The organism is Streptomyces sp. NPDC093544 (assembly GCF_040683495.1).
Lineage (GTDB): Bacteria > Actinomycetota > Actinomycetes > Streptomycetales > Streptomycetaceae > Streptomyces.
The window spans coordinates 1-18,526 of sequence record NZ_JBFBEA010000005.1; the positions used below are offsets into that span (position 1 = coordinate 1).

The following is an 18,526-nucleotide window of genomic DNA, read 5'->3' on the forward strand; positions in this document are numbered from 1 at the left end:
ATCTGGCGGTCCCGCCCGTCGCCGCCGGATCAGACGTCGGGCAGGAAGTGACGGGTCCGGTGACGCGGACGTACGCGACGGGCATCTGGACGTACCGGCACGCCCCCTTCCGTGGTCTTTCGGGTGCGGGCCGCCGCGGCAGCGCTTTCCGGCTGCGGGCGGCATGGCAACGCTTTCCGGCTCCGGCGGGGAGGGCTCTTCAGCTCCGCCGAGGGCGCGCTCTTCATCTCCGGCCGGGCGGTCTTGAGCCCGGCCAGCGGTCTTGAGTCCGGTGGGAGGCCTTGAGTCCGGCGGGCGTTCGAGGGTGGGGCGCCGCCCACCGGTTCCCTCCCGCCCGCCCGATCCCCCCACCCACCCGTGGAGGTGTCTCTCTTCATCCCCGGCCGAGGACAGATCTTTCAGCCCGTCCGGCGTTTGAGGACGAGGCCGTTCAGGCCGATAGCGGGGGTCTGGGGGCGGCAGCCCCCGGGTACGGGACGGGTAGGGGCGGAGGGGGCGAAAGAGATTGAGGTCGGCACCCGCGCCGGGGGTTGGAGCAGGCCGGAGGTCAGAGCAGGGAGGGGACCTCGGTTGCGGAGACTGAGCGGGCGGCGCGTTCCAGGGCGCTGGCCAGGAGGGCCAGGTCTGTGGGGCCGTTGCCGAGTTCGCGGACGGGGCGGCGAGCCGGAGGGTCGCCCATGCGGTGCCATTCCAGGGGAACGACCGTGGGGCGAAGGGTGGCCGTACGGGGGATGCGCCCTGTGACCCGCCCGGCCTGGAAGGGCGTGACCCGCCCGTCGGGGCCGAGCAACTGCCCCCGCCCGGGCGCGGGCCCCTCCGACACAGACGCCGCCGACGCCGCATCGAGCGTAACCCGCAGCGCCGCGGAACGAGCCAGCTCGGAATCCGCGGTACGCCCCTCCAAACCGGCGGCCGCCACGAGATGCACCCCTAGCCGCTGCCCTTCACGGGCAACCGCCTCCAGCGCCCGTACGACCGACCCGGCCGAAGGCCGCCCCAGCGACCCCAACGCGGGGGAGAGCAGCGCATCCAGGTCATCGACGACCACGACGAGACGGGCAAGGGGCGGCCCCGACTCCGTACGCTCCCGTGCCGCAGCCGCCGCCGGCCGCAGCCGCAGCGTCGAACTGGGCGCCGCGTCAAGATCCCCGGCACCGGAGGAGCCCCCGCCGCCCGCCGAGCGCTGCGTGACCATCCGCCCCGACACCTCGCGCCGGGTGTGCCACTCCGCGAAGTCGAGCCGGCCGAGCAACTCCGCCCGCCGCTTCAGCTCGGCGCTCAGGGACTGGGCGAACTCCCGCATCCGTACAGGGTCGTTGGCGGCGAGGTGCGTGGTGACGTGAGGGAGGTCCGTACAGACGCGCAGCCCCTCGCCCTGCCCGGCGACGTTGCTTCCGGTGCCGTCCCGCCCGTCTATCAGGACGATCCCGAGCCGGTCCGGGCGCTCTGCGGCGGCGAGGGAGGCGGCGATGGAGCGCAGCAGTTCCGTACGGCCGCTGCCCGACGGGCCCTCGATCAGCAGATGCGGGCCGTCGGCCGCGAGGTCCACGCAGACGGGGCCGCGGGGGCCGGCGCCGAGCACGGCCCAGCCGCGCCCGCCCAGCGTCTCCGCGTCGTCGCCTGCGTCCGCCCAACGGGCCATCAACGACGCGGGGGTGGCCCGTGCCAGCCCCAACTCATCCAGCAGCCGCGCCATCTGAGGCAGCGGCACGGACACCCGCGCATGCCGCTCCCCTTGTGCACCGGCACCATCTGTACGCAGGGGAGCCAGCGCCCGAGCGAACCGCTCCGCCCACGCCACCGACACCGCGTCGACCGCGGCGACGATGCCACGACCCACGGGCCCACGGGCCACCGACCCAGGGCCCACGGGCCCACGGGGCAGTTGTCCGGAGGGGGTGGGGAGAGGGTGAGGGATAGGGAGAGGGGAAGTGGGGTGGAGCGGCCTGGGACGGGCGGATGTGGTGTGCGTCGAACCTCCGAGGGCCGAGCCCCCGAGGGCCGAACCCCCGTGCGTAGACCCGTTGTCGGCGCGACCTGCCTGTGGTGTCGGCGAGCCGTCCTGGGCGCGTTCGCCGCGTGAGAGGTCGTCGTGTGCGGAACCGCTGTCGTCCGTGGTCCCGCTGTCCTTGGGCCCGCCGTCCCTGGGCTCGCCATGGGTGGATCCGAACCGTGCCGACCCGGAGTACGTGGACCCGGAGTGTGTGGACCCTGAGTGCGTGGACCCGGAATGTGTAGACCCGGCACGCGGGGCCTCGTCCCGATCTGGAATCGTCTCCTCCGGTGACCCGCCCGGGGCCACTCGTAGGAGCCGCAGCGCCGTCGCCACATCCCCGCTGAGCAGCGCTACCGCCCCGCACTCCCGGAACGGTGGTGACGTCTCGCACGCCGCCTCGTATGTGTCCGTCACCGGGGACGCGGGTGACGCCGATGCCGTCTCGGCCAGGCAGATGACATGGATGCCGGCTCGCGAACCCTCGTGGGCCAGCCGTGCCACGGACTCCCGTACGTCGGCGCCACCGGGGTCGCCGTCCACGACGACGACCGTGTACGGGCCGTCGAAGGCGCCGTCCGCCGGGTCGTCGGAGCGTGCCCACGACGGGCGTCGGGCTCCGCCGCGGGCTTCGTCGGCAGGGGGAGCGGTGGGCGTCGGCGGGTGGTCGTCCAGGCGGCGGAGGAGTTCGTCGGTGCGGGCCGTGGCCTGCTCGCGGTCGTACGCGAGGAGGAGGCGGCAGTCCTGGCCGTGGGTGGGGCGGACATGGGGGAGCCAGCCGAGCCAGGACCACTCGGCGGTGCGGTCCTCCACAGAGCGGGAACGGTCCGCGCTGATCAGGACGATTTCCAGTATGTCGGGCGAGTGCAGCGCGGCGAGCTGGGCCACGACCGCGCGGGCCAGCCCCATGAGGCGCTCCCGCGGGCCGGCGAGGCCCAGCGCGCCGGCCTCTCGCAGGTCGGCGGTGACCGGCACGGCGGGCAGCAGGCCGGAACCGTCCGGCGCCGCCCGGTCCGCCGTACCCAGCCGTACCGTCAGCGTCTCCGGGTGCCCCGGCCCGCGCTCCCACAGGCGGGGTCCCGGTCCCAGTGCGGTGAGCAGCAGCGTCGCGGGGTCGGGCCAGCTCTCCGGTGACCGCGTGACCGGAGAGGGGTCCTTCTCCTCCGCGGCTTCCTCTTCGCCGTAGGCGTCCTGCTCGGTTTCGGTGGGCTCTCCGCGTCCCCCGGCCAGCCGCCGGGCCCATGCTCCGAGTCCGGCTCGCTTGCGTGCGCCCGATGGGATGTCCGTACCCCTGGGGGGAGTGCCTTTCCGTGTGCCGCCCGCGCCAGAAGCGTCGGCGGCGGCAGTGGGTTCGGCGTCGGTGTGCGTGTCCTCGCCTTGAGGAGCCGTGGCCGTACTGGACGATTCCCTGTTCTCGATCCGCGGTGCCCTGCCCTGTACCGGTACGACCGGGCCGTGTTCCTGGGCCGCGGTGTCGCCCCCCGCGGCTCCCCACTCCGATGATCCATAGGCGTGATGCGTCTCCCCGCCGGGCGGGACCGGGGCGCCCGCGTCCAGGGTGGCGCCGCCCACGCGCGCGTGGGGCACGCTCGCCGTCGGGGCGGAGCGTGCCTGACCGGCGGCATCGTCGGGAGCACCGGCAGTGCCGGGAGCACCGGCAGTGCCGGTATCGCCCTGGACCGTCACCCGGACATGTCCTTCTCCGTCGGGTGTCGTGCCCACAGACCTCGTACTCCCGGGCGGAGCGAGCCTCAGGGCCGACTCGCCCACGCGCAGGAGCGCGCCCGGGGCGAAGCGGACCGGGCGGGTGCCTACGCGGGTGCCGTTGAGCATCGTGCCGTTCGTGGAGCCGAGGTCGGCGACCGAGACGCGGCCCTCGGGGGTGACCGTGATGGCGCAGTGCAGGCGGGAGACATCGGGGTCGTCCAGCGGTACGTCCGCGTCGGCGGAGCGGCCGATGTGGATCTGGCCGCCGTGCAGGAGGTGGACGCCGCCCGCGTCTGGGCCCGCGACCACCTGGAGCTGGGCCGCGACGTCGTCCACGTCGGGACCGGGCTCCGCGGGGGAGCCCAGGGACAGCACGGCGCCGTCCGTCAGCGGTGGCTCGCCCACAGTGCAGCGCTGTGCGTCGAGGCGCTCGGCGCCCGCGTACAGCACGACCTGGCTGTCGCTTCCGCCGACCGCCGAGGCCAGCGCGGACGCCACCGCGGCCAGCGCCGTCCCGGCGGGGGCGGTGACCAGCACATCGCAGGCCGCGGCACGTCCCCGCGGCTCCGAGGGCGGGCCCAGCGGGTCTACGACGGTCAGCCGGATCTGCATCGCCGTCAGAGGTCCCTTCCGCGCGGGTGTCCGCGACGAGGACGAGGCTGCGCTGTGGTCCCTCCAGCGCAGATTCCCCCACCGCACACGGGCACGTCGGCCAGTAGTGAAAGCATCCTCGCACCTGCCACTGACAACACGCCCGCCCCCCACCTGTAAGTGATCTTGATTGGTCGGCTCTGCCCGTAAAAGTTCCTGACCAGTGCCCTACCCGTGTCCGTCCGGTGCCCGCTTGAGATCGGTCACGTTCAGGTCTCGGCAACCAAGCGACCGGACCGAGCGTCTTTCCATCGAACATGTACGGCAACTGGTACGTAAGCGACTATGAGGCGCACGGGATGCGGGGTGCAGCACCGGAGGACGACAGCCCGGCGCCATGTGCCTCGGCACTACAGTGGGTCGGAATCAGCAGGCGAGCAGCAAGCAACAGGGAGCGCATGACGTGCGGCCGGTAGGGAGCAAGTACCTCCTTGAGGAACCGCTGGGGCGCGGCGCCACAGGCACTGTCTGGCGCGCCCGCCAGCGGGAGACGGCGGGTGCCGAGGCGGCGGTCCAGGGCCAGCCCGGCGAGACCGTGGCGATCAAGGTCCTCAAGGAAGAGCTCGCCAGCGACCCCGACATCGTGATGCGGTTCCTGCGGGAGCGCTCCGTCCTCCTGCGGCTGACCCACCCGAATATCGTGCGCGTACGGGATCTCGTCGTCGAAGGCGATCTGCTCGCGCTCGTCATGGACCTGATCGACGGCCCCGACCTGCACCGCTACCTCCGCGAGAACGGTCCCTTCAGTCCCGTCGCCGCCGCCCTCCTGACCGCCCAGGTCGCCGACGCGCTCGCCGCCAGCCACGCCGACGGCGTCGTCCACCGCGACCTGAAGCCCGCGAACGTCCTGCTCACGCAGCACGGCGGCCAGATGCACCCGATGCTGACGGACTTCGGCATCGCCCGGCTCGCGGACTCCCCGGGGCTGACCCGGACCCACGAGTTCGTCGGCACGCCCGCGTATGTCGCGCCCGAGTCCGCGGAAGGACGTCCGCAGACGTCCGCCGTCGACATCTACGGCGCCGGAATCCTGATGTACGAGCTGGTCACCGGGCGTCCGCCGTTCGGCGGCGGGTCCGCGCTCGAAGTGCTGCACCAGCACCTGAGCGCCGAGCCGCGCCGCCCGTCGACCGTCCCGGACCCCCTGTGGACCGTCATCGAGCGCTGCCTGCGCAAGAACCCGGACGAGCGGCCGAGCGCCGAGAACCTCGCGCGCGGGCTGCGTACGGTCGCCGCGGGCGTCGGTGTGCACGCGAGCTCCGCGCAGATCATGGCCGCGGAGGGCGTGGGGGCGCTGCTCGCCCCCGACCTGTCCCCGGCGACCGTCCCGGGGATGCCCGGCGCCGCCGATCCCACCCAGGTGCTGCCGCAGGGCGCCGGCTCGTACGACCCGAACGCCGCGACCAGCTACCTCCCGCACACCGGTGCCGCCGACCCCACCTCCGTACTTCCGGGCCGTGGCGCGGCCGACCCGACCGCCGTCATGCCGCCCGTGCCGCAGAACCAGCCGGGCGGGCAGGGACCCGAGGACCCGCACCCCTGGCAGAACCAGCTGCGCGCGGCCCGCGACCGCAACGAAGCGACGCAGGTCCAGTACCTCGACCCGAACGAGGACCCGCTGCGCCGCCGCCCCCAGCGGCAGGTCGCACGGCCCCAGCAGCGGCCGCAGCAGGGTCAGCAGCCGCCGCCCGGATACGGATATCCGCAGCAGCAACAGCCGCAGCAGTACGCGCCTCAGCAGCAGCCGCAACAGCAGCCCCGGCGGCAGCAGCAGCCTCCGCCGCAGCATCAGCAGCCCCAGAGGTACGCTCCCGCGCCGCAGCAACCGCAGCAGCCCGCGCCGCGTGAACCCCGCGAGCCGCGGCAGCGCAGTGCCAACCCGATGAAGATTCCCGGGCTCGGCTGCCTCAAGGGGTGTCTGTTCACCATCGTCATCCTCTTTGTCGCCGCTTGGCTGATCTGGGAGTTGAGTCCCCTTCAGGAATGGATTGGGAGCACCAGGAGTTTCTGGGGCCAGGTGACTGAGATGTACAACACCGTCTCCGGGTGGATCGGGGATCTCGGTCAGGGCTCGGATGCAGGTTCCGGGCAGTAATTCGGGACTTCTGGGAACCGACTCTGGGGATTTGTCGACACCTGGCGGGTGATTTCCGGCTCCGGCGTGAAGGTTGGCTCTTCGGACGCGTACTTTTAGCGACAACACGCGTCCGTAGGAGCAGTCTTGGCACGGAAAATCGGTAGCCGGTACACCGCGAACCAAATTCTTGGGCGGGGCAGCGCCGGCACGGTGTGGCTGGGTGACGGGCCCGATGGGCCCGTCGCCGTCAAGCTGCTGCGCGAGGACCTGGCGTCCGACCAGGAGCTCGTGGGGCGCTTCGTGCAGGAGCGCACGGCGCTGCTCGGGCTCGATCATCCGCATGTGGTCGCGGTGCGGGATCTCGTCGTCGACGGCAACGACCTCGCGCTCGTCATGGATCTCGTACGAGGCACGGATCTGCGGACCCGGCTGGACCGGGAGCGGCGGCTCGCCCCCGAGGCCGCCGTCGCGATCGTGGCCGATATCGCGGACGCGCTGGCGGCCGCGCACGCCGCGGGGGTCGTCCACCGGGACGTGAAGCCGGAGAACGTACTGCTCGACATGCAGGGGCCGCTCGGGCCCGGCGGCTCGCACCCCGCGCTGCTGACCGACTTCGGTGTGGCCAAGCTCATCGACTCGCCCCGGCGGACCAAGGCGACAAAGATCATCGGTACGCCGGACTATCTCGCGCCCGAGATCATCGAGGGGCTGCCGCCTCGCGCGGCCGTCGACATCTACGCGCTGGCGACAGTGCTGTACGAACTGCTCGCCGGATTCACGCCCTTCGGGGGCGGGCATCCGGGGGCGGTGCTGCGGCGGCATGTGACCGAGACGGTCGTTCCGCTGCCCGGGATCCCGGACGAGCTGTGGCAATTGCTCGTGCAGTGTCTGGCGAAGGCGCCGGCGTCGCGGCTCCGGGCGTCCGAGCTGGGGGCGCGGTTGCGGGAGCAGTTGCCCATGCTGGCCGGGATGCCGCCGTTGGACGTCGATTCCCCGGACTCGGAGTCCGGGGAGGACGAGGGGTACGAGGAGGCGGAGCCGGCTGCGCCGCGGGATCCGTCGCCGGTGCGGCGGGGGGCCGTGCCGCTCGTGCCGGGGGCTGTGTCCGACTCGAACCGGGACACCCATACGTCGATGCGGGTGCCAGGACCGGATGAGCTGGCGGGGGGTGCGCGCGGGACGGCTCGCGTGCCGCGGGCCGCGGGGGCGCCGCGTCCTGGGTCCGCCCGGCATAGGGCCTCCGCTCGGCGGCGGCGGATCACGCTCGGGACGGCGGCCGTCGCCCTGGTGGCCGCGGTGGGTGTCGGTACGTGGCTGGCCACCTCGGGGGAGGACGGCGGGTCGACACCGTCGCCGGACACGAAGAACTCGGCCCCCGCGGCTCCGTGACCCTGGTTTTCTTCGCCCCCTCTGCCCCTACCCGTCCCTTGGTTCTGGGGGCTGCCGCCCCCAGACCCCCGCTTTCAGCCTGAACGGCCTCGTCCTCAAACGCCGGACGGGCTGAAAGATCGCCCTCTGGACCGAGGGGCCGGCCCCGGTTGTCGTTGCCGTTACGCTGGAGGCGTGGCAGTCGTCGATGTATCCGAAGAGCTCAAGTCCCTCTCCTCGACCATGGAGTCGATCGAGGCCGTCCTGGACCTCGACAAGATGAGGGCAGATGTCGCCGTGCTCGAGGAGCAGGCGGCCGCGCCGTCCCTGTGGGACGACCCGGACGAGGCGCAGAAGATCACCAGCAAGCTGAGCCACCTCCAGGCGGAGGTCAGGAAGGCCGAAGCGCTGCGCGGGCGTATCGACGATCTGAGCGTGCTCTTCGAGATGGCCGAGGAGGAGGACGACCCGGACACCCGCGCCGAGGCCGAGACCGAGCTCACGGCCGTGAAGAAGGCGCTGGACGAGATGGAAGTCCGGACCCTGCTCTCCGGCGAGTACGACTCCCGCGAGGCCGTCGTCACCATCCGCGCCGAGGCCGGCGGCGTCGACGCCTCCGACTTCACCGAAAAGCTCCAGCGCATGTACCTCCGCTGGGCGGAGCGCCACGGCTACAAGACGGAGCTCTACGAGACCTCGTACGCGGAAGAGGCCGGCATCAAGTCGACCACCTTCGTCGTGCACGTTCCGTACGCCTACGGAACGCTCTCCGTCGAGCAGGGCACCCACCGGCTTGTCCGGATCTCGCCCTTCGACAACCAGGGGCGCCGCCAGACGTCGTTCGCCGGCGTCGAGATCCTGCCGGTCGTCGAGCAGACCGACCACCTCGAGATCGACGAGTCCGAGCTGCGTGTGGACGTGTACCGGTCGTCCGGACCGGGCGGCCAGGGCGTCAACACGACCGACTCCGCGGTCCGCCTCACCCACCTCCCCACCGGCATCGTGGTGTCCTGCCAGAACGAGCGCTCCCAGATCCAGAACAAGGCCAGCGCCATGAACGTCCTCCAGGCCAAGCTGCTGGAGCGGCGCCGCCAGGAGGAACAGGCCAGGATGGACGCCCTCAAGGGCGACGGCGGCAACTCCTGGGGAAACCAGATGCGTTCGTACGTTCTGCACCCGTACCAGATGGTCAAGGATCTGCGCACCGAGTTCGAAGTCGGTAACCCCGAGGCCGTGTTCAACGGTGAGATCGACGGTTTCCTCGAGGCCGGAATTCGCTGGCGCAAGCAGCAGGAGAAGTAAGCGGGAGCTTTAACACCGCTTTGTCGACAAGGCAACTGCCGTCACGCCGACGGCAGTTGCCTTTTGTGTGTGGGTTGTCTGGGTTTTACATCACAGTCACATGACTCACGCCAGTCAAATGATGTTGATCCGGACATCGCGTACGCAACGACCTTGACGTTGCTTTGAAAAATGGGGATGGTAACGCGTGGCATGCGTATCTCTGGGGCGCATGTGAACCGGGGGGCTTGAGCAAAGCCACCTGTGACGCCGTGGCCCCGGGCGCTGCTCCATTGACGATTTAGCTACTGGGGGTAGCAAGCAGATGACCAAGAAGACGCGGATTCGCGTGGCGCGGATAGCCGCGGGTGCCCTGATCGCCGCGGGCGCTTCGCTGACCGCTGCGGGCGCCGCTTCGGCTCTCGAACTCGGCCTGAGCGGGAGCGCCGGGGCGGACGGGACCGACCTCGGCGTGAGCCTCGGTCTCGACGACCCGACTCCGCCGCTGCCGACCGACACCGGGCTCCCGACCGATCCGGGTCCGACCGACACCGGGCTCCCGACCGATCCGGGTCCGACCGATCCGGGTCCGACCGATCCGGGTCCGACCGATCCGGGTCCGACCGATCCGGGTCCGACCGATCCGGGTCCGACCGACCCGGGTCCGACCGACCCGGGCACGCCGACGACGCCCGAGCCCACAGACGGGCCGACCGAGCCCACGGCGGACCCGACCGACGGCTCCGGCACCGGCGGCAACGACGCCGACCCCGACGGCGGCAACCAGCCCGTCGAGCAGGGCGAGGGTTCCTCGTCCCTGACCGACACCGGCTCCGACACCTCGGCGCAGGGCTCGGGCGGCGAGCTCGCCGAGACGGGTGCCGCGGAGACCACCTTCCTGGTGATCGGTGCGGCCACGATGATCGCCGGCGGTATCGGCTTCCGTCTGCTGCCGCGCCTCATGGGCGGCCGTGGCGGTGCCGTCGCCTGACGCACACGCGCGTGAAAGAAGGGCCCGGAGCGGAAATGCTCCGGGCCCTTCTTATTTCAGTCTCACGTCAGCTCTCAGCTCTCATGGCTGCGGTGCTACGGGGCGACTCCGGGCCCCTTCAGGTGAGGAGCGCGGTGGCTGTCGTAATGCCGGAATCCGTAGGTCTCACACCGTCTGGTGGGCCACCAGTGCCAGTGCCGCGACCAGCACGACCAGCAGTGAGATCAGTGCCATGGGGTTCAGGCCGGCGAACGGGCTCTCCTGCTGGAGTCGCTCCCGGTTCGCGCGGCAGACGCGGCAGCGGCCCTCGCTCACAGGCCCCGCGCAGTTCGCGCACACCAGTCGGTCGTACGTCATGGCTTGCCCTCCTTGCGCCGGCTCTCCGCTGACACAACGCTGCGGGGAACGCAACCGTTCCCCCTCCACTGTGCCAGGTTCCGTGGATTTCGGCGCGGTTCGCCTTATCCTGCCCCGACGCTCCGCTGGTTAGCCGTGAAAAGAACGCTCTTGTCGGGGTGGCTGGGCTCTGTCCCGCGGCTGCGGCGGCGTCGTGGTTGCTCGCGCAGTGCCCCAGCCCTAGGGGGCGCCGCCGTGACCGTGCGCTTTCATGACGGGGCGCTTTCGGGACCCGTACAAAGGCGCCTTCGTGACCCGTACAAAAACGCACAACCCGCACGCAACCCCGACCGGCGACTGCGCTCGCCCACCCGGTTCGCGTATGGTCACGCACACCTACCCCCGGCGACCCGTGGTGCATCCGTGATCCGATTCGACAATGTCTCCAAGGTCTACCCCAAGCAGACCCGTCCCGCGCTCAGGGATGTCTCCCTTGAGGTCGAGCGTGGTGAGTTCGTGTTCCTCGTGGGGTCCTCGGGCTCCGGAAAGTCCACCTTCCTGCGGTTGATCCTCCGCGAGGAGCGGACCAGCCAAGGCCAGGTGCACGTCCTGGGCAAAGATCTCGCGCGTCTCTCCAACTGGAAGGTGCCGCAGATGCGCCGCCAACTGGGGACCGTGTTCCAGGACTTCCGGCTGCTGCCGAACAAGACGGTCGCCGAGAACGTCGCCTTCGCGCAGGAGGTCATCGGCAAGTCGCGCGGCGAGATCCGCAAGTCCGTGCCCCAGGTGCTCGACCTCGTCGGGCTCGGCGGCAAGGAAGAGCGGATGCCCGGTGAGCTGTCCGGTGGTGAGCAGCAGCGTGTCGCGATCGCCAGAGCGTTCGTGAACCGGCCCAAGCTGCTCATCGCCGACGAGCCGACCGGAAACCTCGACCCGCAGACCTCCGTCGGCATCATGAAGCTGCTCGACCGCATCAACCGGACGGGCACGACCGTACTGATGGCGACACACGACCAGAACATCGTGGACCAGATGCGCAAGCGCGTCATCGAGCTGGAGGGGGGCCGTCTCGTCCGCGACCAGGCGCGCGGCGTCTACGGCTACCAGCACTGACCGCGACACTCCCGCACCTGTCCATGGAAAGGCCTGAGTAGACGCCATGCGCGCCCAGTTCGTCTTGTCGGAGATCGGAGTCGGTCTCCGCCGAAACCTGACCATGACCTTCGCGGTCGTCGTGTCGGTCGCCCTCTCGCTCGCCCTGTTCGGCGGCTCGCTCCTGATGAGCGACCAGGTGAGCACCATGAAGGGCTACTGGTACGACAAGGTCAACGTCTCGATCTTCCTCTGCAACAAGAGCGACGCGGAGTCCGACCCCAACTGCGCCAAGGGCGCGGTCACGTCGGACCAGAAGAAGGAGATCCTCGCCGACCTGGACAAGTCCACGGTCGTCGACAACGTCACCTACGAGTCGGCGGACCAGGCCTACAAGCACTACAAGGAGCAGTTCGGCGACTCCCCGCTGGCCGCGTCCCTCACACCGGACCAGATGCAGGAGTCGTACCGGATCAAGCTGAAGGATCCGGAGAAGTACCAGGTCATCGCGACCGCCTTCGACGGGCGTGACGGCGTGCAGTCCGTGCAGGACCAGAAGGGCATCCTGGACAACCTCTTCGGACTGCTCAACGGGATGAACTGGGCCGCCCGCGCGGTCATGGCGATGATGCTCGTCGTCGCGCTGATGCTGATCGTCAACACGGTGCGCGTCTCGGCGTTCAGCCGACGGCGTGAGACCGGGATCATGCGGCTGGTCGGCGCGTCCGGCTTCTACATCCAGGCGCCGTTCATCATGGAGGCGGCCGTCGCGGGACTCATCGGCGGTACGGTCGCGTGCGGCTTCCTGGTGATCGCGCGGTACTTCATCATCGACCACGGTCTGGCGCTGTCCGAGAAGCTGAATCTGATCAACTTCATCGGCTGGGACGCCGTTCTGACGAAGCTTCCGCTCATCCTGGCGACGAGTCTGCTGATGCCGGCGCTGGCCGCGTTCTTCGCGTTGCGCAAGTACCTGAAGGTGTGACGCATGACAAGGGGGCCGTACTGCCAACCGGCGGTGCGGCCCCTTCGCGTTGTCCTAGACTCACCGGCATGTCAGGCCGTGACCTGTTCTGTGAGCCCCGCCGCATCCGCCGCGGGGCCGCCCTGACATTGCTTTTCGCCAGTGTCTTCGTCGCCGGTGCGGCGACCGGGTCCTTCCCGGACCCCGGCCGGAAACCCACTGCCGCCCCCTCCTCGGCTTCTTCTGGGGACCGGTCCACGTCCACGAGCGACTCCGAGGACGTCACCGAGGCCGCCGAGGAGGCCATGGCCGCCGGGAAGTCCCCCATGGAGGCCGCCGAGCGTGCCGTAAGCCGCAGCGGTGACCGCTGGGGCGCGGTCTACTCCGAGGGCGAGTACGAGGAGTTCGAGCAAGCCCTCGACGGCCAGTACACCGGCGTCGGGCTGTGGGCCAGGCGCGAGAGTGACGGACGTATCGAAGTGACCCAGGTGCAGGCCGGCTCGCCCGCGGCCGCCGCCGGGATCCGCAAGGGTGACCTGTTGCGCAGCGTCGACGGCGAGAAGGTCGACGGCCGTCCGGTGACGGAGGTCGTCTCCTTACTCCGCGGCGACGCGGAGGACGCCGCCGCCGGTACGAAGGTCGCGCTCGGTCTACAGCGGGGCACGCGCGCGTGGAGCGAGACGGTGCGCCGGGCCCGCCTGTCCACGGACTCCGTGACCGTGCGCAAGCTCGCCGACGGCGTCACCGTGATCAAGGTCGACGCGTTCACCAAGGGCTCGGGCGATCTCGTACGGACCGCCGTCGACGCGGCACCCAAGGGCGCTGGGATCGCCCTCGACCTGCGCGGCAACTCCGGCGGCCTGGTCACCGAGGCCGTCACCGCCGCCTCCGCCTTCCTCGACGGCGGCCTGGTCGCCACGTACGACGTCGACGGCGATCAGCGCGCCCTGCACGCCGATCCCGGCGGGGACACCAGCAGGCCCCTGGTGGTGCTCGTCGACGGCGGCACGATGAGCGCGGCCGAGCTGCTCACCGGCGCCCTCCAGGACCGCGGCCGCGCGGTCGTGGTGGGCTCCCAGACCTTCGGCAAGGGCTCGGTCCAGATGCCCAGCCGGCTGCCGGACGGCTCCGTCGCCGAGCTGACCGTGGGGCACTACCGCACCCCCTCCGGGCGCGGCGTCGACGGGCAGGGCATCACTCCCGACCTGGATGTGGACGCGCAGGCGCTGGAGCGGGCCGAGACGGTGCTCAGCGGGCTCGGGGACCCTTCGTAGCCGACCGGGGGCTTCTTCTTTGCCGACGGGGCGACCCTTCGTAGCCGACCGGGCGCCCCTTCTTGGCCGACCGGCACCGTCCCCGGTAATCGGCTTTCCTTCCTGCCCCCCTGTAGTGCGAAAATGGCCAGCACTATGAGTAAGGGAATGTACGTACCGAAGGAGTCCCAGCCGAAGCAGGGCGGCCAGGCGGGAACCGGCAAGGTCAAGGACGGCAAGCGCAAGATCGTCGCGCAGAACAAGAAGGCACGGCACGACTACGCGATCATCGACACCTACGAGGCCGGGCTCGTCCTGACCGGCACCGAGGTGAAGTCGCTGAGGCAGGGCCGCGCCTCACTGACCGACGGCTTCGTCCAGATCGACGGGAACGAGGCGTGGCTGCACAACGCCCACATCCCCGAGTACAGCCAGGGCACCTGGACGAACCACACCGTGCGCCGCAAGCGCAAGCTGCTCCTGCACCGCGAGGAGATCGACAAGCTGGCGTCGAAGTCCGAGGAGACGGGTCACACGATCGTGCCCCTGGCCCTGTACTTCAAGGACGGCCGGGCGAAGGCCGAGATCGCGCTCGCCAGAGGCAAGAAGGAGTACGACAAGCGGCAGACCCTGCGCGAGAAGCAGGACCGGCGGGAGTCGGACCGCTCGATCGCGGCGGCCAAGCGCAAGCAGCGGGGCGAGTAGGAATAAGGTTGGCGCCGTCGTGCGTTGGTCACGTACGATGGGTCCTGCACCTCACAGCGGGTGCGCGCTTTGAAAAAACAACATGGGGATGATCGGTTTCGACAGCGGCTGTCGAAGCAGGGGAAGCGAGCCGAGGAAGCGGCAATGATCTCGTTAACCATATGTCGCAACCAATAATCGCCAATTCCAAGAGCGATTCCCAGTCCTTCGCCCTCGCTGCCTAATAACAGCGACTGAAGGACCCTAAAAGGGTGTCAGCCCGGGGGTGTTCCCGACCCGGATCCTGGCATAATCTAGGGAACTAAACCGCCGAGCCCGGTCACGGGGCTCGGTGGGAAATCAAACAGTGACTGGGCCCGTCGGAGACTTGTTCGCGAGATCACCGGGGCCGAGAAAATCACAGCGAACTGCGCTCGGAGAAGCCCTGATTCTGCACCGGTGGACGCGGGTTCGATTCCCGCCATCTCCACTCACCCCATGTTTTACGTGAATACAACGCAAAGGCCCCGTCGCTTTCGAGCGACGGGGCCTTTGCCATGCGGCGAGAGGGACTCGCCCGGCTTTCGAGATACGCGCCGAACCGCTTTCGAGATAGGTGATCCGGATAAATGGCCCTGCGAGCCCCTTTTCCCCAGGCAGCCCCGGTGGACCGGCGCCGACGTTTCGACTTGGGGCACTGCAGGTCGCTGTCCCCATTCTGGGCGGCCTGCTGGCCGGCACCGCGCTGACGTACGTCCTCGTGGCGGCCACTGGTGGGCGAATGACGTCGGAGGAGGTGTGGTCGTGCCTTTCAGCGGTTGTGATCGCGAGCGTGGTCGTTCCGGCGCTGCCTTCTCGCTACGGAGTCACGCTCACCCACAACTGCCTTGTCGTGCTCGGGAACAGGCGTCGCGAGATCGCGTGGCGGGACATCATCGGCCTGGAGATTCGGAAGGCCGCGGGGATCCGGACGGTCGTCGTGGCGGTGTCCGACGGAAGGCGGATAGTGCTGCGCGCGCCGATGTCACTCCTGGACCGCCGCTTCGACCACAAAGTCCAGGTCCTCACGGACTGGTGGGCCGCCGGCCGGGGTGGCCCCGACGGCGCGTAGCCGCCATTCTCTTGCATGGGAACATCGCAGCTCTCTTGCATGGGGAACATCGCAGCCGACGTGCGCATCGGCGAGGCTGATCCGGCGCAGGCGCTTGAAGGCGGCCTTGGTGAAAGGGCGTTGGCGTGTTCGGCTAAGCCGTGGATGCCGCGGATGCCGCGGCCGGAAGGGCGATCAACAGGGCCAGCGCCGCCGTCGTGAGCGGAACCCCGTACCCCGCCGTCACCGACACCCGCTCCACCACCCACCCCCCGACCGCCGCGCCGCACGCGATCCCGCCGAGCAGGCCGGCCACAGCGAGGGTCATCCCCTCGTTCAACCGGCCCTCGGGAGTGCGGCGTTGGACCAGGGCCATGCCGGTGACCATGGTCGGGGCGGTCGCCATGCCGGCGAGGAGGAGGGCGGGGGCGAGGGCGAGGAGTGAGCCGGTCAGGGAGGCGGCGAGCAGGGGGAGGGTCAGCAGCGCTGTCATGACGGCGACGCACATCACGTATCGCCGTTCGGCGGGACCGGTCGGCCTACGGGCCCCGTACAGCAGACCCGCCGTGCACGAGCCCGCGGCCTGGAGAGCCAGGACGGCGCCTGCGGCCGACTTGTGGCCCTGTCCGTCCGCGAACGCGATCGTGACGACCTCCATCGAGCCGAAGACCGCGCCGGTGGCGAGGAATCCGAGGAGGAGCGGGGCCATTCCGCGGGCGCGGACAGGGGACTTGGTGTTCGTACGCGGCTGGGGTGGCGGTTCCGTCGAGCGCTGGGCGGCGAAGAGCAGTACGCCCGTCATCATCAGGACGCCCCCGACCAGCGTGCCCGCCTCCGGGAACAACGTCCCGCAGAGGAAGGCCGCGAGGACCGGGCCCAGCATGAAGCACAGCTCGTCCGCGGCCTGTTCGAAGGAGTTCGCGGTGTGCAGGGCCTCGTCGTCGCCCTTGTGGAGGTGGGCCCAGCGGGCGCGCGACATGCCGCCCGTGTTGGGGATCGTGGCCGTGGCGGCGTACGCGGCGAAGAGGGTCCAGTCGGGCGCTCCGTAGTGCACCGACAGCATCAGCGCGATGATGCCCAGCAGGGCGAAGGCCGTCGCAGGCACGGCGACACGCGCCTGACCGTGGCGGTCGATGAGACGCGCGGTCCAGGGACCGGCCACCGCCGTCGCCGCCAGACCCGTCGCCGTCACGGCACCGGCAAGCGCGTACGACCCCCGCGACCCCGCGATCATGAAGACCGCGCTCACGCTGAACATGCCCATGGGGAGCCGGGCGAGGAGATTCCCGAGAGTGAAGGCGCGGGTGCCGGGGGTGCTGAAGAGGCGGCGGTACGGGCCCGGTGGGCGCCCTTGCTTGCGGCGCGGGCGGGAGTTGGCGGTGGCGAGGGTGCCGGAGGTGGCGAAGGTGGCGGCGACGAAGGCGTTACCGGTGACGGTGGGAAGGGTGTCGCCGGTGACGGTGAGGAGGGCGTCGCCGGTGACGGTGAAGGGGGTGTCGCCTGTGGCGGTGACCGGCGGCAAGTGTGGCTGTTCAGAGGGCTGTTGCGGCATGGATCAACCGTCACGCCGGGCGGTGCTCGGGGTCCAACACCTGGTCCGTGGTGATTCACGCGCCTGGGTTGTAAGTTCGCGTGATGCCCGCTCAGCAGCCGACCCTTGATCCCCGACTCCTCCGCGCCTTTCTCGCCGTCGCCGAAGAGCTGCACTTCACGCGGGCCGCCGCCCGGCTGTACGTCGCCCAGCAGGCCCTGAGCCGGGACATCCGGCGCCTGGAACGGGAGTTGGGCGCCGACCTCTTCGTACGCACGACCCGGCAGGTGACGCTGACGGCGGACGGTGAGCGGCTGCTGCCGTACGCGCGGCGCGTGTTGGAGGCGCAGGACGAACTGCTGTCCGCGTTCACGCGGGGGCAGCGGGAACGCCCTCTGCTCGTCGACGTCAACTCTCCGGGACTGATCTCCGGCCGGGTCCTCGACCGGGCCCGCGAGCTCGCCCCCGGCAGCGAACTGATGGCCCGCTTCGAGAGCGGGCTCACCGGCGCGGCGGGGGAGATGCTCGCGGGCCGCCTGGACGCGTCGTTCGGGCGGTTCGCGGGGCTCGACCCGGTGCTGTGGGCCCGGCTGGAGCAGCAGCCCGTACGGTACGAGCCGATGGCCGTCGTGCTGCCCGAGGACCACCACCTCGCCGCGCTCGACGAGGTGCCGCTGGCCGCGCTCGCGGGCGAGACCGTATACGCCGGTGCGGGAAATCCGCGGACGCTGGAGTGGACCGACCTGGCCCGCCACCTGTTCGAGGGACGTGACATCGAACTCGCGCCACCCGCTCCGGTGGCCGTCGGAGCGGAGGAGTTCCGGCGGGTCATGGCGAGGACACGGATCCCTGTCCTCGCCGTGGTGCAGTTTCCAGCCATGCCGGAAACTGTCCTGAAACCCCTCATAGACCCTGTCCCCCTGTCACCGGTGTCGCTGGTGTGGCGCAAGGGACTGGTGCATCCAGGGATCGACGCACTCCGCCGTGCGGCTGTCGAACTTGCGGGCGAGGAAGGATGGCTGCGGTGCCCCGCGGAGGGGTGGATTCCGGCCACAGATGCACTCATCATGATGAGTCACAGCTGACACTCGGCATCTTGTGTCACTGGCGTGCGCTACATTCTGAGTCCGGGCGCAGTGTGGTAATGGGGGGCGCTGGGTCGGGTGGGGGCCCGATCCGGACGACAAACGAGCAAGGCCCGGCGTCGTGAGCGCACCCAGTAACTGTCCCGTGGGGGGATGCGCGTGCACGTAGAGAACTGGCGGAAAGACGCCCAACCGATCGGACGAGATGTCGATCAGCCGAATGGGCCTGGAGTGGATCCGTCGCAGCCATCGTCAGAGTCACCATCACAGGCGTCGTCGTATGGGTCTGGTCCGTCGCAGCCGCGCGGATCCGGTCCGTCGCTGTCGCAGTCGCACGGAAACGGAAATGGAACCGGTCCGTCGCAGTCGCACGGAAACGGAAACGGAAACGGGACCGGAACCGGTCCGGCGCAGTCGCGTGGC

At 70.2% G+C, this 18,526-nt stretch carries 14 protein-coding genes and 1 other RNA gene; 12 read left to right on the forward strand and 3 right to left on the reverse strand.

Annotated features, from left to right (window positions below):
* Positions 1-266, forward strand: a 266-nt coding sequence (locus tag AB0N66_RS08180) for a hypothetical protein (RefSeq protein WP_365430254.1), incomplete at its 5' end; no start/stop codon positions are given.
* A gap of 281 nt (positions 267-547) precedes the next feature.
* Here the strand turns inward: AB0N66_RS08180 and AB0N66_RS08185 are convergent.
* Positions 548-4,312 carry an FHA domain-containing protein gene (locus AB0N66_RS08185; protein WP_365430256.1) on the reverse strand — a complete coding sequence of 1,255 codons (3,765 nt, stop codon included), beginning with the start codon at positions 4,310-4,312 and terminating at the stop codon, positions 548-550.
* A 442-nt stretch (positions 4,313-4,754) separates the two neighbouring features.
* On the opposite strand from AB0N66_RS08185, the gene AB0N66_RS08190 reads away from it, so the two are divergent.
* From AB0N66_RS08190 to AB0N66_RS08205, 4 genes are all read left to right on the forward strand, one after another.
* Positions 4,755-6,446, forward strand: a complete 1,692-nt coding sequence (locus AB0N66_RS08190) for a protein kinase (RefSeq protein ID WP_365430258.1) — start codon at positions 4,755-4,757, stop codon at positions 6,444-6,446.
* Positions 6,447-6,572: 126 nt separating this feature from the next.
* Positions 6,573-7,817, forward strand: coding sequence for a serine/threonine-protein kinase (locus AB0N66_RS08195; protein ID WP_365430260.1), 1,245 nt, complete (start codon positions 6,573-6,575; stop codon positions 7,815-7,817).
* A gap of 174 nt (positions 7,818-7,991) precedes the next feature.
* Positions 7,992-9,098: a peptide chain release factor 2 gene (prfB, locus tag AB0N66_RS08200; protein ID WP_365430262.1), complete on the forward strand. Its 1,107-nt coding sequence runs from the start codon at positions 7,992-7,994 to the stop codon at positions 9,096-9,098.
* Positions 9,099-9,402: 304 nt separating this feature from the next.
* Positions 9,403-10,068, forward strand: coding sequence for a hypothetical protein (locus AB0N66_RS08205; RefSeq protein WP_365430264.1), 666 nt, complete (start codon positions 9,403-9,405; stop codon positions 10,066-10,068).
* A gap of 165 nt (positions 10,069-10,233) precedes the next feature.
* Here AB0N66_RS08205 and AB0N66_RS08210 read toward each other — a convergent pair whose 3' ends face one another.
* A complete protein-coding gene (locus AB0N66_RS08210; RefSeq protein WP_365430266.1) occupies positions 10,234-10,425 on the reverse strand; it encodes a hypothetical protein in 192 nt (63 codons plus the stop codon).
* A gap of 402 nt (positions 10,426-10,827) precedes the next feature.
* On the opposite strand from AB0N66_RS08210, the gene ftsE reads away from it, so the two are divergent.
* The 6 genes from ftsE to AB0N66_RS08240 all read left to right on the forward strand — a co-directional run bounded on the left by ftsE (position 10,828) and on the right by AB0N66_RS08240 (position 15,508).
* The gene (gene ftsE, locus AB0N66_RS08215; protein WP_365430268.1) at positions 10,828-11,517 is read left to right on the forward strand and encodes a cell division ATP-binding protein FtsE; all 690 of its coding nucleotides are present in this window, start codon (positions 10,828-10,830) and stop codon (positions 11,515-11,517) included.
* A 46-nt stretch (positions 11,518-11,563) separates the two neighbouring features.
* Positions 11,564-12,481, forward strand: a complete 918-nt coding sequence (ftsX, locus tag AB0N66_RS08220) for a permease-like cell division protein FtsX (RefSeq protein ID WP_365430270.1) — start codon at positions 11,564-11,566, stop codon at positions 12,479-12,481.
* 68 nt (positions 12,482-12,549) lie between these two features.
* A complete protein-coding gene (locus AB0N66_RS08225) occupies positions 12,550-13,734 on the forward strand; it encodes a S41 family peptidase (RefSeq protein ID WP_365430272.1) in 1,185 nt (394 codons plus the stop codon).
* A 135-nt stretch (positions 13,735-13,869) separates the two neighbouring features.
* Positions 13,870-14,418 (forward strand): SsrA-binding protein SmpB, encoded by a 549-nt coding sequence (smpB, locus tag AB0N66_RS08230; RefSeq protein WP_365430274.1) that lies wholly within the window; start codon positions 13,870-13,872, stop codon positions 14,416-14,418.
* An 84-nt stretch (positions 14,419-14,502) separates the two neighbouring features.
* Positions 14,503-14,890: a transfer-messenger RNA gene (gene ssrA, locus AB0N66_RS08235) on the forward strand.
* Positions 14,891-15,229: 339 nt separating this feature from the next.
* Positions 15,230-15,508 (forward strand): hypothetical protein, encoded by a 279-nt coding sequence (locus AB0N66_RS08240; protein WP_365430276.1) that lies wholly within the window; start codon positions 15,230-15,232, stop codon positions 15,506-15,508.
* Between the two features lie 133 nt (positions 15,509-15,641).
* Here AB0N66_RS08240 and AB0N66_RS08245 read toward each other — a convergent pair whose 3' ends face one another.
* Entirely contained in the window at positions 15,642-17,039 is a 1,398-nt protein-coding gene (locus AB0N66_RS08245; RefSeq protein ID WP_365430278.1) for an MFS transporter, read from the reverse strand.
* Between the two features lie 83 nt (positions 17,040-17,122).
* Between AB0N66_RS08245 and AB0N66_RS08250 the strand changes: the two genes are divergently transcribed.
* A complete protein-coding gene (locus AB0N66_RS08250; protein ID WP_365430279.1) occupies positions 17,123-18,103 on the forward strand; it encodes a LysR family transcriptional regulator in 981 nt (326 codons plus the stop codon).
* The last annotated feature ends 423 nt before the right edge of the window (positions 18,104-18,526 follow it).

Excerpts from the sequence above, each read along its gene's own strand:
- AB0N66_RS08185 (WP_365430256.1), bottom strand. The coding sequence starts at position 4,312 with ATGCAGATCCGGCTGACCGTCGTAGACCCGCTGGGCCCGCCCTCGGAG.
- AB0N66_RS08225 (WP_365430272.1), top strand. The coding sequence starts at position 12,550 with ATGTCAGGCCGTGACCTGTTCTGTGAGCCCCGCCGCATCCGCCGCGGG.
- smpB (WP_365430274.1), top strand. The coding sequence starts at position 13,870 with ATGAGTAAGGGAATGTACGTACCGAAGGAGTCCCAGCCGAAGCAGGGC.
- AB0N66_RS08245 (WP_365430278.1), bottom strand. The coding sequence starts at position 17,039 with ATGCCGCAACAGCCCTCTGAACAGCCACACTTGCCGCCGGTCACCGCC.
- AB0N66_RS08205 (WP_365430264.1), top strand. The coding sequence starts at position 9,403 with ATGACCAAGAAGACGCGGATTCGCGTGGCGCGGATAGCCGCGGGTGCC.
- AB0N66_RS08250 (WP_365430279.1), top strand. The coding sequence starts at position 17,123 with ATGCCCGCTCAGCAGCCGACCCTTGATCCCCGACTCCTCCGCGCCTTT.
- AB0N66_RS08210 (WP_365430266.1), bottom strand. The coding sequence starts at position 10,425 with ATGACGTACGACCGACTGGTGTGCGCGAACTGCGCGGGGCCTGTGAGC.
- ftsX (WP_365430270.1), top strand. The coding sequence starts at position 11,564 with ATGCGCGCCCAGTTCGTCTTGTCGGAGATCGGAGTCGGTCTCCGCCGA.